Genomic DNA, 12,996 nt, shown 5'->3' on the forward strand with positions numbered 1-12,996 from the left:
GGTGAGTAATTAGTGATTAGTGGCTAGAAATATTGCTCTAAATAGACTTAAGTTTAAATGTGCAACAAAAGCAAGGGAATCGCAACACCCAGCCAGATCAAAAAGCAATATCGCGTCAATTGCAATGCTTGATAAACTTTGACTGCAGTAACCGAATGAATGTCATCTCCAAGTAGAGGCTTGTGTTTGGCAACTCCTCTATACCAATTTGTTCCTCCCACTTGTACGCCAAGTACAGCCGCATAAGCGCATTCACTCCAACCTGAATTAGGACTAGGATCTTGCACCGCATCTCGACAGCAAATGCGCCAAATATAGCGAGGCTTACCTGATAAAATTGCTAAAGTTAACACGGTCAAACGACACGGTAGCCACGTTAAGGCATCTTCCCAGCGAGCGCTAAACCAACCTAAGTAAGTATAAGGTGCTTCGCGATAGCCCACCATTGAATCTAAAGTACTTGCCGCTTTGTAAGCTAAAGCAACCGGAACACTACCAATAAATGGTATGAAAGCACCAGCGATCGCATAAAATAAAGGTGCCATTACGCCATCTGTAGCATTTTCACTGACAGTCTCTAAAACTGCCCGCAAAATTTCAGTCTCAGAAAGATTTGCTGTATCTCTCCCAACATATTTACTAAGGCTAGAACGTGCTTGCGTGATGTTCCCAATGCTGAGTGGCTGTAAGACTTCTTGTGCAGCTAATCTGAGGCTTCTTGCAGCAAAACAACTTGCCAAGAGAATGCTTTCGACAACAATTCCAAGACTAGGGTGAAGTAATTTAGTAGTTTGTACAATTAACCATCCGACTAAACCACTGCCAGCCACTAATCCGATGCTTAAAATGATACCAGCTAAGCGTTGTGTCCATTGACTATTAAAGTATTTCCAAGCAATTTTATTAAAGCGGGCGATCGCCCAACCCATAACGCGCACTGGATGAGGAAAACCCCAAGGATCGGCAATCAGGTAATCTAAAAAAGCAGCGAAAACTAAAACAACAATTGAGTTGATATTGATGAGAAATTGGCTCAAAAGCAAGGTAATAATCGTAAGTCAAAATTTAATCTTAAGTCAGTCAGTGCAAAGAAATGTCACTTACTGCTAGTCATTCGGGCATGGGCAAGCAAGATGCCTACCCTACCTTTAATGTTTATTTAATCCAGTTAATCTACTAATAGCTGAGTCATCAGTCACTAAACAACAAAGCTTGTTGCTTCTCCTTGGGCTGCTTGCCAACTGCGAGCATCATAGTAAAGGTCTGCAAGAGTAATAGTATAGAGTGCTTCTTTGAGTTTTTGGTGTAATCGCTGCCACAAGGTAAAAGTTACCCAATCTTCCGCTTGAGTTGGCGCTGGACTATGGCGAGGTAAAGGTTCAATTGTTTCGCCAACAGATTCTAGTATTTGTCCTAGAGAAATTTGCGCAGGCGATCGCGCTAATTTGTATCCACCCTGAACACCGCGAATTGATTCTACTATTCCGGCACGGCGCATTTCAATCAGTAATTTTTCCAAGTAAGGAGCGGGGATATCTTGGCGTTGAGCGATCGCTTTTACTGATACAGGTCTATTCTTGGGCTGTAAACTCAAATCAAGTAATGCTTTAACGCTGTAATGTCCGCGAGTTGTTAGCTTCATGCTGTCAAGTTAGACCTCATGTTAAATTTTTTACGATTTTCAATTATCAAAAAAATATTTGCTAGACTCAAATATCATTCGTTGAACGAGCAATACTCAATAAGACGACGCTCTTCACTTTTTGTGCAATCCCAATTCATAAGTTTGTCATCCTAAGGAAGCTCAATTTATTTCCTTATTCTTGAATACCAGACTCGATTACTAGAGTTTTGAGTACAACCAAAATAAATATGATGTGTGGATTAGTTATCTTGCCCACCTACACTCGATAGTCGATACAGCTATTTTACATTTAATTAAATTGACAGATAGATGTCAGAATTGTTGTCTTTCTCTGACTTTAAGGAAGCTTATCAGGTTAACAAGTATCTATGTAGTAGAAGTTATACTCCAACTTATTCGCCTACTCAGTTTCTACCTTAGCATTGCCTCCTTACCTTATCAGTAACTTGAGATAGTTGCTGTATTCATTCTTTTTTAGTGTGCTTCAGTTAGCGTCAAGAACTTAAGTGGATCAAGGTATGAACAACACTTAGATAGTTATCATGAATACCAACAGTGTTTATAACTGATTAACTTAACAGTAAGGTAACTACATAAGCGCAAATATTGATTAAATTCAGTGTAAGATATTTTATTGAGCTGATATAAATCTAAGTGTTACTCCTATTAAGCGTTAGTAAGCTAAGATCAAACTCAGTTATTTACTTCATTCATTCGTTTTAGTACTAAGTTGATGAGTAAAAAGAAAAAAATCGAGCCACTAACTGGTGAAGAACTCCTGAAGAAAGTCAAGGAGCTAGAAAACCTAAGTAAAGAAGAAAAGGCTAAAGCCTGTGGCTATTATACCGTTACTAAAAATGGTATTGAGCGTGTTAACATGATGAAATTTCTTAATGCCTTAATTGATGCAGAAGGCATTGAGTTAGACAGTACAGCACATGCTAATGGACGCGGCGGACGGAGTGCTAGCTATAGAATCAGCGTGCAGTCAAATGGTAACTTACTAATAGGCTCTGCTTATACAAAACAAATGGGTTTAAAACCAGGAGATGAATTTGAAATTACCCTAGGTCGCAAGCACATTCGTTTAAAGCAACTTGACGAAGATGGCGAATTTGATGAAGTCGAAGTTGCATCCTAAGCAATTTTATATATGATTTTGAGAGGAGAATTGAGGTATTTGCCATTATTCTCCCTCTACTCGAACTTCCTTATTTAGGCAAGACTCATTGCTGCAAACTAGCCAAGGATAAGTCCTTAGATTGTGGTGATGCTGGCAAGACTTGGTGCAGTGCTTGACGCATCAACTCTAAGTTGCAAGTTAATCCAATTTGTTCTCGTTCTAGTAAACCTAAAATATGCTCGTGGTTGTTGCGTTCAACTACAGGTAACTGATGTAAACCTCGTGCTGCCATACGGGCTAAAGCATCAGATAAAAGTTCATCGGGGTAAGTGTAAAGTAGCTCAGTTGTACAAATGTCAAAGAGTTGAGATAAAGAAAAATTCGGCTCATTAGATGGATGTACCAAACTGGAGTTACTAACACTTATTCTGTGCTGTTCCCAGAGAGAAATTGCGCGGGAAATGTCTTCTGAAGTGACGATACCAACCAATCTTTGAGTTTCATCAATAACCAACGCACTCCGGCGGCGATCGCGAGTCATTGCCAAGCCTGCTTCCCAAATAGGCAGTGTTGCAGATAATATCAACGGAGTTTGATGCATCGCCTCGGCGACAGAGATTTGTTGTAAAATTTCTTGTTCGCGATCTGTCTCCACACTCAAATTCAACTGTTGTAGATGCGCGTCAGAAGTTGCACTAGGCTTCATGCGCTCAACAAGCCATACACTTAAACCTACCGCTGCCATCAACGGTAAAACAATGCGATAATCTCGTGTCAGTTCAAATAACAATAGAATAGCCGTCAAAGGTGCTCGCGCACTTGCTGCTAATACTGCTGCCATACCTACCATTGCATAAGCTGGAGGTGCTGCCATATAAGGAGTCATCCCTGGTAAGACAATTGCCAAAATTTTGGCATAGGCTCCTCCTAATGAAGCGCCGAGAAACATTGCTGGAGCGAATATACCCCCGACTAAACCACTCCCTAAACTAATTGCAGTTACGACTAACTTTACTACCAATAACACCACAAGCAATTGCAAAGAGAATTCCACATCCTGCAACATTGCTTCTACAGTTTCATAACCGATACCCAAGATTTGGGGATACTGTAGTGCGACTAAACCAACACAAGCACCGCCAATAACAGGATGAATTGCTAAAGGAATTTTTGCCAACCAAGCGAAACCAGGAACTTGTCCTTGAAAGCAAGCTCGCAGTAACTGTAGAGATTGGGTGTAAGTTATTGAAACAAGACTAGCACCTAAGCCCAAACCAACGTATAAGGGAAATTCTAACGGACTGCGAACTTCGTAAACTGGCAGTGTAAAAGCAGGTTGTCCTCCTAAGCCAATTTGAGCAATTAATGCTGCTACGACTGCTGCTAGCAGCACAACACTCACAGCAGAAGTAGCGAATGTAGTTCCTAAAACAACTTCTAACGCAAAAAAAACACCTGCGATCGGAGCGTTAAACCCTGCTGCTAACCCTGCTGCTGCTCCAGCCCCTAACAACAAGCGACGTCGCTCTTGCGACATCTGTAGGGTATGACCCAGCCGTAAACTAAAATTAGCACCAATCTCCACGCTAGGTCCCTCTGGTCCCAATGAAGCCCCACTGCCCAATGAAACTGCAGCAGCAAACATCTTAATAATTGGTTGTAATTCTTTACAAGTAACATGAGGAGCATGACTACCTTGCGTTGCGGCAATTAAAGAAGAAAGCCCTAGACCAAAATCTTGTTTAGCACCGCGCATTAAACCAACAACCAATCCACCTAATAATGGGACACACGCAAGTGTCCAAGCTCCCCAACGAGAAATAATTCCCATCAAATCTTCTAGCATTAAATGGTGGATTAGCTCGATTAAAAAGTGAAAGAAAACGACAGCTAAACCAGTGCTCCCGCCGATCAGCACAGCTAACATGAGCACAACGCTTTCTGGGGATAGCTGAAAACGGTTCAGTAAATGAGTTAAGCCAGTAGAAGGTGTTGATACTGCAGGCTGTATCGGCACCTTCCGTAATTCAACAGGGAGACTTGGTGCCTCCTCTGGGGATTGGGGAGAAAGGGCAGTCATGAAAAATGTGAGGAAATGTGATAAAAGCTTTAATTTTTATTGCTTACTTTTCATTTTGATTGATCTTTTGGCTCGCCGACAAGTATGTCTTGCCTGAGTGCAAGAGGATTTGATTCATAATTGTAATTACTGAGAAAAGTTCATTTCTACCTCATTTAGATGAGTTACAGCATTGGTCAATGCGCTAGCGTTGTGACAAGTTAGAGATAGAGAGGAGCGCAGTAGCTCGTAAATGAGTGATTAGTGGATAGTGGCTAGTTTTGAATTTTGAATTGAAGAATTTTCTTAACTCAACACTTCACGACTCAACACTCAACACTTATAACTTCTAGTCTTCCCCAGGTTTCTCTGCTCTGTTTGTGCTACAAGCCCTTCTTAAATGTTCATAAATATATGTACTGCGAGTATGGCTATCTATCACAAAAATGGGCAGACTAAGATTTGGGGCGTATAGAAAATACAACTCAGACTGATGGCACTCCGCTGTAAAGCGAGAAAAGAACTGATTCGACGCGCTATGAACACTCACACCTTTGATCACCACTCCGTAACCTGTCCAATTTGCCAACGTGCTGGCAATCTCAAACAAATCAAAAAGTGTAATGGACTATTTACATGTCCTCATTGTCAAGAGCGATTGGTAGTGAGTTGGAGCGGGCACTATGTACGCGATCCGCATAGCTCTAAGCAAGTTGAGATGACTCATTTACTTCGTCGTCAAAGTCGTCCTTGGGCAAGAATTCTACGAGATTTTAGCTTCATTAAGCGTACCGCAGCGATCGCTGCAATTGGTAGTGCCATTCTTTTAGGTATTAGTGTTGTTACCTTAGAAACATTGAAATCAGGACAGGAATCAAATTCAGAACCATCAAAGGAAATTGTTGTCGATCCCCCACAGGAGTCATCATAAGAAAGCTGGGGAGTTTTGAGTTTAAGAGAGTTATGAGTGTTGAGTGTTGAGTTCTGAATTAGAAGATTCAACTCAAAACTCAAAACTCAAAATTCAAAACTTTTGAGAACTCACGTATTCAAAACTAATTACTCTTTCACTCGCCCCTCACTCCTCGCTCCTCGCCCCTTCTCAGTAGCGTCAAACCTTGAGTGCTTCCTAACTGCTGTGCTGCAGGAAGTTGGAGATTTTTAAGTGTTGGGGTATCGAGGAGCAAATAGGATGGCGAATGTTGTTGCCATTGCTGCTGAAGCTGGTTGTGAGTAGCAGTAACAATTTGGCGATCGCTATAAAAATTTAGCGAAGGACGATCGTAAGGAAAGGATGTATAAACAATCTGTCCTGTGGGTGTCGTCTTTTGGATCATCGCAGCAACAGGTTTTACAGAATAAGCTTCGGCAAGTTCCCAAACCCAGTGGGAAGAAGTCATAAATAGTACAAGCGAGACATACATTCCCCAAATTAAAATTATCAAAAACTGGCGATCGCCTCGTCTAGCTAAGATATTTGCCAAAATCATTGTGCCTGCAACTGCAGCTAAAATCATTTGTAATGCGCCATCTTGCGCAGGACTCCAAGGACTAAAGTAGAAGCTGCCAATAGTGGCTCCTACAGCAAGTAGCCCCAAACAGACAACGACAGGGCGCGGATATGATGCATCAGATGTACACCAGTAATCAGCCAGCTGCGCTCCCACTGCTAAAGAAATAGCTGGATATATCGGCAAAACATACCAAGGAAGCTTGGTTTGCATCACAGAAATTATTACGAAATAAAAGCTAATCCACACAAGGATCAGTTTTGCCCAGCTCCAGTTGCGATTTTCCCATGCTTTACGCAAACCTTGTGGTAAAAATATCAGCCAAGGAAAGCTGTACTTTAAGATTTCTAATAAATAATACCAAGGTGGTTCGGCGTGATTTTCTACACTTGCCCAAACACGACTCAAAGATTGAGCCATAATTGCTGTATTGGTGAAAGTGTTACCGTATTCCAACCATTGAGCCAAGTACCACCAAGCTACAGGCGCAGCACCAACAAAAACACCTGCCCACAGGTAAGGACTCGTTAGTAAGCGGGGCGTATCCCAAAACAAAAATAACAGTGCGATCGCCAGCAGCAATAATCCAATGATTCCTTTAGTCAGACAAACTAAGGCAAACCCAATACCAACACCTAAGCAGTAACGCAAATTACGACGCGATCGCAGTACACACAACATCATCAACAGAAAAAAACACACTACTGCCCCATCCAACATTGCTAATCGCCCATGACGCACCATCGGTAGCAGTGTGAGGTAAACTAACGCAGCAAAAATCGCAGGCGATCTCCTAGGAAAAATTTCCCGCCCGACACAATATAGTAGAGGTACAGAAACTGCACTCAGCATCGCTCCTGGCAAACGTGATGTCCATTCATTAACTCCACCAAGCGAGTATGCCCCAGCTATTAATAAATGCATGAGTGGCGGCTTATTGAGATAAGGTGCGTTTCCTAATGTAGGATGCAGCCAACGCCATGAATTGACAGGCGATCGCCAAATTTCGCGGGCAACTTGGGCGATAGTACCTTCATCCCAATCGCGTAATGGTAATCCTCCTAGATTGATGCTGTAAACTAGCACTGCGGCTAACAATAACGCTAGAATCCACGACCAATCAACCTTACTGTTGCGTCGGTAATCAAATTTTGAAAACTCCCAATGAAAGCGATCGCGCATATCTTAGAATACTTGATAATTCTGATTTTCAAGTCTAGCTTCAACCAAATATTGATGGTCAGTTTATTTACTTTTTTGCTGTTCTACTACCTACTTAAATCTGCTACGAAGCATTGGAGCGTTGTATCAGGAATTTTGCTCTAATTCCCTGATCTCTGATTCTTGACCCTTCTTCAATCAAATTTTCTAAAAAATAACTATAGTTTAAGGATTATGAGGATTTTCTTATCTTTTTTACGATTGGCTCACAAAATCTCTTGATTTATCAATTTTATTCAAAGATTTACCTGAAAGTATTGTAATTTAAGAAGAATTACTTAGGCTAAACTACGTAAGTATTTTTTCTATACATATGCTACTGATACAGAATAGACTCGAGTACAGTCGTAGTAGACTGCGACATCTGTTGGTAAGGATTAGTCTTAAAGTCAAACCTTACTATAAATATGCCGTTCAAAATCCGAAGTGGCTTTTGATGTTTTTGTTCTCGCGGTTTCAGATAGTTCGTTCTCTAATCGACATTTTTTATCCAAAAGTAGAACTTGAGCAATATTCAGAAGTATCTATATTTGAAGATCTTGATGTAGAAAATGTCATTCAAGTATTACAAGAGGATGGCTTATATCTCGGTATTCAACTTCCGCAAGCAATTGTAGAAGAGATTTTAGAATTTACAGAGCGCGAGCAGTGTTATGCCAATCTCAACCCACAACTTATGTTTCATACAAATAGTAAAGAAGTTTGGCAAGAAAAGTATGGTTCTCTTGTCGTTAGCGACTATGTAGATCCTGAGAAAAATTGCCGCGCAATCGAGAGAATTATTCAAGATCCTAAGTTACTCACAATAGCAGCTACTTACTTAAATGCAAAACCAGTGTTTACAGGATCGCGGCTGTGGTGGAGTTTTGCAACAAATACCAGTTTTGAGGAAAGATTAAATTTTGCCCAAGAGTTATTTCATTACGATCCAATTGACTATCGTTCTCTAAAATTCTTTTTCTACTTAACTAATGTAGACTCTAGTAGTGGACCTCATGTTTGCGTTCGTGGAAGTCACAAAAACAAAAAGATTACTCATCAATTGACTTTATTTATTGGTCGTAGCGATCGCGATATCAGTCAATATTATCAACAAAAAGATATCCTAACAATCTGCGGAAATGTAGGTTTTGGTTTTGCCGAAGATCCCTTTTGCTTTCATAAAGGAACTCCACCCCAACAATGCGATCGCCTGATGTTACAAATCGAATTTTGTTTAAACAACTACCATTTTTAAATTGCTCGGCACATAACCACTTGGGCAAGTCTTAAACTGCAGCTTTAAGTACAAATTGCTTTGACTTCATGAGAACATCTAAAAAGGCAAAAACTGCAGGGCTTTGTAGTGCATCTGCTAACACAGCTACTCCAATGATCCTTTCGAGAGGAATTGGTAGAGTAAACGCTTGCAACCCTAGTGGTACTGGTTCGGCAGCTAATCGGGGAAGAATGGCTGCACCTAAGCCTTGAACAACCATGCTGACAATTGTTGAATCTTCCCTGACTTCATAGGCAATATTCAAGGGACAATCAGAGAATCTCAAATGATTGCGAATTCTAATTGAGCAAGTATTTGTCGATGGAACAATTAAAGGATATGCAGCTAATTGCTTCCAGTTGAGTTTTTGAGTAGTGGTTGAAGCAGTTGGAGGTAGTAATACAATGTAATCATCGCGCAATAACTCCCAAGTTTCAAATTCATCACTAGCAGGAAGATAAGTGAAGCCCAGGTCGGCATGACCTTCACGCAAAGCTTGTTCTACATTGATGTAATCGTAATGCTCTGTAATTGTGACTGCAATTTTAGGAAAGTCACTGCGAAACTGGGCAATCACTGCCGGTAGAATATGCGTTGCCACACTACGAAAACAGGCAATTTGCACTTGTCCTCCATCTAAGCCTTTTTCGAGGTTTGCTTCTTTAGCCATTGTGTCGAGTAACTGTAGTACATGCTGGGCATGAGCAATAATTCGTTTTCCTACGGGTGTAGGACGCGCACCATGACGTCCACGCGCAAGTAAGACAACGCCTAAGTCTTCCTCTAAAGCAGCGATCGCATGACTCACTGCAGACTGTGATATTTCCAAATGCAATGCAGCCGTACTGAAGTTTTCATGTTCTGCGACTGCAACTAATGCCCGCAACTGCGAGATCTTGATTTTGTTAGTCATGTCACTCATAGCACTTTCAAAGCAATTAGTTAAACCCTTCGGATAAAACTCAAGGCTTCTTCATCGTGGCATTCCTTGACATATGAATTCTATTCATACATTCCATGCATAGTTTACTTGGATTGTCAAGAAGAACATTGTTAAAGTGGATTTATTAAGAGAAGTAAACGATGTGATGTGAGGTCATCAAGATTTGGTATGAAGTATTCGATTAGTACCTTTGAGCGAGAAAAATTAGAGTTTCTCTATCATCAACCACCAAAAAAAGCAAAACGTACTGACGTTTTTGCACCCATAAAAAGCATTTGGCAACAAGTAGTGAACTATCTGAACGCCAAGAATGAACTACAAGTTTGGCAAAGTTCAGATCGCAATGGTCGTACATGGTGGAATGCTTACGATCCAATAACAGGACGCAAGACAAAACGCGATTCCGAATCTGAAATGCGTACTTGGATTGAAAAGCGATATTACCAATAACTAAAGTTCACTATTAAGTTAGGAGGAATAAGAATGATTTTCTCTAATCGCAATCAAGAATCTATCTCGGTCAATCAAGCTAGCAATAAGCAAAAATCTTTCCATCCATTGCTGCGTCCGCTAGTTAATTTCTGGAAGTTTAGCTGTTACTATGCAGATTACAAAGCACGTGTTTGGGATCTCAAATAAATTTATAACAGCAACCAAATCCCTAGTCCGCACTGGGGGTTTTTATTTATGGTGTGCCACGCCTTGTTACTATAGTTACATTTATTTACCTTGATTTGCGAGAAAATGAAGCTTCGGATGATGAAGACATAATTTATAAATTGGGGTAGTAAATGACGTTAAGTAGCTGGGTATTAACTAAAGGAGATGGACCTATTGTTGCTGTTGCGCTACATGATGGTCATGATATCCGCGAAGAAGTTGCCCCACTACTCAGCGTCACCGAAGCAGATCGCTGGCGAGAAGAAGATCCTTATACTGCACACTGGACAACAATTGGCGATACCAGAATTGTTGCACGGCGATCGCGTTTTGAATTTGACCTCAATCGTCGCCGCGATCAAGCTGTTTATATTAAGCCTGAAGATGCATGGGGATTAAAAGTGTGGAAAAAAAGACCACCCCGTGCTATCATCGAGCGTTCTTTGGCAGAACATGACGCCTTTTATGCAACGTTAGAAGGAGTCTTGAGCGATCTTGAACGTCGTCACGGTCGCTTTATTGTATTTGAGTTGCATACCTACAATCACTTACGTTTTGGACCTGACTCATTACCAGCCGATCCGCGATACAATCCTGAAATTAACATTGGGACAGGAACACTCGATCGCCAACGGTGGGCACCTGTCATCAACCGTTTTACCAAGGATTTACAAGCATTCAACTTTTTGGGTAGACATTTAGATGTCCGCGAAAATATTAACTTCTCTGGCGGTTACTTTCCTCGTTGGGTGCATCAAACTTTTCCCGACTCAGCATGTGTTTTATCAATTGAAGTCAAGAAGTTTTTTATGAATGAATGGACGAATGAAGTAGACATCGTGCAGTTAGATGCAATTCGTCAAGCACTGCAATCGACTGTTCCAGGTATCATTGAAGCTTTAAATCAAGTTGATGCAGGTGTTACCAGTAACGCGTATCAATTAGTTTGAGTAAAAATATTGATGTGCGAGGATTGAAGAGTAAAATTAAAATAGCACCACGTGGATGAAATCGTGGAGACAATAAAGAGGGTTGAGGAAGCGAGAGACAAAGAGACAAGGAGTTCTGAACTAGAAGATTCAACTCAAAACTCAAAACTAGTCACTAGCCACTAGTTACTGGCTTCTCTTCGGCTACCAACAGTAAGTTATACCTTCTACCCTCTATATTTGCTTGCTTTGAGGTTTAAAGCATGAGTGTAGAAGATCGGCGGATAGGGCTTGAACAAGAGTTTTTTTTAGTAGATGAACAAGGTGTTATTTCGCAGCGCGGTGATGAGTACTTGCAGCGTTGTCAAGAAGTAGCAACATCAGAAGGACGAAATCCGCAGCATTTTGCCCCTGAATGGGTAAAAAGTATGGTGGAGATTAATACACCGCCTGCGTATAGCGTAACAGAGCTAGCAACAGAGTATTTAAGTAATCTTAAGGTAGCACTTAAGGTAGCCAAGGAAATGAGTCTTAGGCTCTATCCTTTATCTACCTATCCATTGCACGTTATGCCGACAATTCGTAACAAGCCGTGGTATCACATTCAAGTCCGCACTATAGGCTTTGATCGCTTTATGCACGCGGCACGATGCACGGGAACGCACATTCATTTAGATCTTCCTGAAGGAATTATCGATCGACGTGTAGGTGTATCTTACGACTCTACGCTAGAGGCACGCACTGAACTACTTAATATATATAACTTAGCAACAGCTTTAGATCCATCACTGATTGTATTATCGCGGGCGTGTCCTTTTTACGAAGGACGAGTTATGAAATTTGCGGCGCATACCGTACGTTATCGCGGTAGTGAGGTTTTTGGCTGGGAAGGAGTGTATACCCATTTGCAATCGGTGGGTGGATTACAGCCTTATGCAGCAGACACGGAAGAATTGGTCGAGTTACAGTTTGCGCGGTACTACTCTTGGTTAGCAGCGATGGATAAAGCAGGAGTAGAACGACATTTGTTTAAAGAAGCTGGGGGAAACCTGCTTAAAGCAGCGTGGAATCGCGTGCGACTCAACAGTATTGGTACAGTAGAAATGCGCGGTACTGATAGTAATTATCCTCAGGTCATTTTAGCGATCGCAACAATACTCTATCACGCAGCACATCGCGTGCGAACTGAGCAATTGACAGTGAAACCAACTGAGGGAGTTCGTACATTTGAATTACATGGCAATATCCTTGCTGTACCAGATTTCCACTATCTTGATGGGGAATTATTGTATGCTGCTGTTACTGAGGGTGTTAACAGTGCTGAAGTTGTTGCCTACTTAGATTCGATTCTTGATTTTGCTGTGCAAGAAGGTGGTGAAGGATCGCACTATCTAAAAACTTTGAGATCTTCATTAGGGCAATACCAGACTACTGAAGCCGAAATTTTGCAAGACTTTTTCCCAACTACTGAAGAAATCTCGCAAGAAAATGGGTTGTGCTTAGTACGTCAATGCTGCGACAAGTTGGAACAGCAAGTCGCATTTCTAGAACAATCACATTTAGAGATGCTTGCGGAGTCCTCCGACTGAAGTTGGGGCTACATAGGCAAAGTGTACCTTCATACACTAAAACAAAACTTCTACAGTC

12 protein-coding genes are annotated in these 12,996 nt (G+C 41.3%); 7 read left to right on the forward strand and 5 right to left on the reverse strand.

The window, feature by feature from the left end; all coding sequences use genetic code 11:
* Nucleotides 1-53 precede the first annotated feature (53 nt).
* Nucleotides 54-1,037 carry an adenosylcobinamide-phosphate synthase CbiB gene (cbiB, locus tag IQ230_RS16980; protein WP_228055076.1) on the reverse strand — a complete coding sequence of 328 codons (984 nt, stop codon included), beginning with the start codon at nucleotides 1,035-1,037 and terminating at the stop codon, nucleotides 54-56.
* A 161-nt stretch (nucleotides 1,038-1,198) separates the two neighbouring features.
* A complete protein-coding gene (locus IQ230_RS16985; protein ID WP_193933409.1) occupies nucleotides 1,199-1,642 on the reverse strand; it encodes an RrF2 family transcriptional regulator in 444 nt (147 codons plus the stop codon).
* Nucleotides 1,643-2,378: 736 nt separating this feature from the next.
* On the opposite strand from IQ230_RS16985, the gene IQ230_RS16990 reads away from it, so the two are divergent.
* On the forward strand, nucleotides 2,379-2,786 hold the full coding sequence (locus IQ230_RS16990) for an AbrB family transcriptional regulator (RefSeq protein ID WP_193933411.1): 408 nt from the start codon (nucleotides 2,379-2,381) through the stop codon (nucleotides 2,784-2,786).
* Nucleotides 2,787-2,871: 85 nt separating this feature from the next.
* On the opposite strand, the gene IQ230_RS16995 is transcribed toward IQ230_RS16990, so the two are convergent.
* Nucleotides 2,872-4,848, reverse strand: a complete 1,977-nt coding sequence (locus IQ230_RS16995; protein WP_193933413.1) for a chloride channel protein — start codon at nucleotides 4,846-4,848, stop codon at nucleotides 2,872-2,874.
* Nucleotides 4,849-5,320: 472 nt separating this feature from the next.
* On the opposite strand from IQ230_RS16995, the gene IQ230_RS17000 reads away from it, so the two are divergent.
* Nucleotides 5,321-5,758, forward strand: a complete 438-nt coding sequence (locus tag IQ230_RS17000) for a hypothetical protein (RefSeq protein WP_228055077.1) — start codon at nucleotides 5,321-5,323, stop codon at nucleotides 5,756-5,758.
* Between the two features lie 136 nt (nucleotides 5,759-5,894).
* Here the strand turns inward: IQ230_RS17000 and IQ230_RS17005 are convergent, their stop codons facing one another.
* On the reverse strand, nucleotides 5,895-7,520 hold the full coding sequence (locus IQ230_RS17005) for an ArnT family glycosyltransferase (RefSeq protein ID WP_193933415.1): 1,626 nt from the start codon (nucleotides 7,518-7,520) through the stop codon (nucleotides 5,895-5,897).
* 475 nt (nucleotides 7,521-7,995) lie between these two features.
* On the opposite strand from IQ230_RS17005, the gene IQ230_RS17010 reads away from it, so the two are divergent.
* Complete coding sequence (locus IQ230_RS17010) at nucleotides 7,996-8,796, forward strand: hypothetical protein (RefSeq protein WP_193933417.1); 801 nt, start codon at nucleotides 7,996-7,998, stop codon at nucleotides 8,794-8,796.
* A gap of 31 nt (nucleotides 8,797-8,827) precedes the next feature.
* On the opposite strand, the gene IQ230_RS17015 is transcribed toward IQ230_RS17010, so the two are convergent.
* The gene (locus tag IQ230_RS17015; RefSeq protein ID WP_193933419.1) at nucleotides 8,828-9,739 is read right to left on the reverse strand and encodes a LysR family transcriptional regulator; all 912 of its coding nucleotides are present in this window, start codon (nucleotides 9,737-9,739) and stop codon (nucleotides 8,828-8,830) included.
* A gap of 189 nt (nucleotides 9,740-9,928) precedes the next feature.
* On the opposite strand from IQ230_RS17015, the gene IQ230_RS17020 reads away from it, so the two are divergent.
* From IQ230_RS17020 to IQ230_RS17035, 4 genes are all read left to right on the forward strand, one after another.
* A complete protein-coding gene (locus IQ230_RS17020) occupies nucleotides 9,929-10,210 on the forward strand; it encodes a hypothetical protein (RefSeq protein ID WP_228055078.1) in 282 nt (93 codons plus the stop codon).
* 33 nt (nucleotides 10,211-10,243) lie between these two features.
* Nucleotides 10,244-10,399, forward strand: coding sequence for a hypothetical protein (locus IQ230_RS17025; protein ID WP_193933421.1), 156 nt, complete (start codon nucleotides 10,244-10,246; stop codon nucleotides 10,397-10,399).
* Between the two features lie 152 nt (nucleotides 10,400-10,551).
* Nucleotides 10,552-11,370 carry an N-formylglutamate amidohydrolase gene (locus IQ230_RS17030; protein ID WP_193933423.1) on the forward strand — a complete coding sequence of 273 codons (819 nt, stop codon included), beginning with the start codon at nucleotides 10,552-10,554 and terminating at the stop codon, nucleotides 11,368-11,370.
* A gap of 242 nt (nucleotides 11,371-11,612) precedes the next feature.
* Nucleotides 11,613-12,938 (forward strand): glutamate-cysteine ligase family protein, encoded by a 1,326-nt coding sequence (locus tag IQ230_RS17035; RefSeq protein ID WP_193933425.1) that lies wholly within the window; start codon nucleotides 11,613-11,615, stop codon nucleotides 12,936-12,938.
* The last annotated feature ends 58 nt before the right edge of the window (nucleotides 12,939-12,996 follow it).

It is taken from the genome of Gloeocapsopsis crepidinum LEGE 06123, from assembly GCF_015207655.1.
Classification (GTDB): domain Bacteria; phylum Cyanobacteriota; class Cyanobacteriia; order Cyanobacteriales; family Chroococcidiopsidaceae; genus Gloeocapsopsis; species Gloeocapsopsis crepidinum.

Bases quoted from the DNA above. Each gene is read 5' to 3' on its own strand.
- IQ230_RS16985 (WP_193933409.1), bottom strand. From the start codon at position 1,642: ATGAAGCTAACAACTCGCGGACATTACAGCGTTAAAGCATTACTTGAT.
- IQ230_RS16990 (WP_193933411.1), top strand. From the start codon at position 2,379: ATGAGTAAAAAGAAAAAAATCGAGCCACTAACTGGTGAAGAACTCCTG.
- IQ230_RS16995 (WP_193933413.1), bottom strand. From the start codon at position 4,848: ATGACTGCCCTTTCTCCCCAATCCCCAGAGGAGGCACCAAGTCTCCCT.
- IQ230_RS17000 (WP_228055077.1), top strand. From the start codon at position 5,321: ATGGCACTCCGCTGTAAAGCGAGAAAAGAACTGATTCGACGCGCTATG.
- IQ230_RS17005 (WP_193933415.1), bottom strand. From the start codon at position 7,520: ATGCGCGATCGCTTTCATTGGGAGTTTTCAAAATTTGATTACCGACGC.
- IQ230_RS17010 (WP_193933417.1), top strand. From the start codon at position 7,996: ATGTTTTTGTTCTCGCGGTTTCAGATAGTTCGTTCTCTAATCGACATT.
- IQ230_RS17015 (WP_193933419.1), bottom strand. From the start codon at position 9,739: ATGAGTGACATGACTAACAAAATCAAGATCTCGCAGTTGCGGGCATTA.
- IQ230_RS17020 (WP_228055078.1), top strand. From the start codon at position 9,929: ATGAAGTATTCGATTAGTACCTTTGAGCGAGAAAAATTAGAGTTTCTC.
- IQ230_RS17025 (WP_193933421.1), top strand. From the start codon at position 10,244: ATGATTTTCTCTAATCGCAATCAAGAATCTATCTCGGTCAATCAAGCT.
- IQ230_RS17030 (WP_193933423.1), top strand. From the start codon at position 10,552: ATGACGTTAAGTAGCTGGGTATTAACTAAAGGAGATGGACCTATTGTT.
- IQ230_RS17035 (WP_193933425.1), top strand. From the start codon at position 11,613: ATGAGTGTAGAAGATCGGCGGATAGGGCTTGAACAAGAGTTTTTTTTA.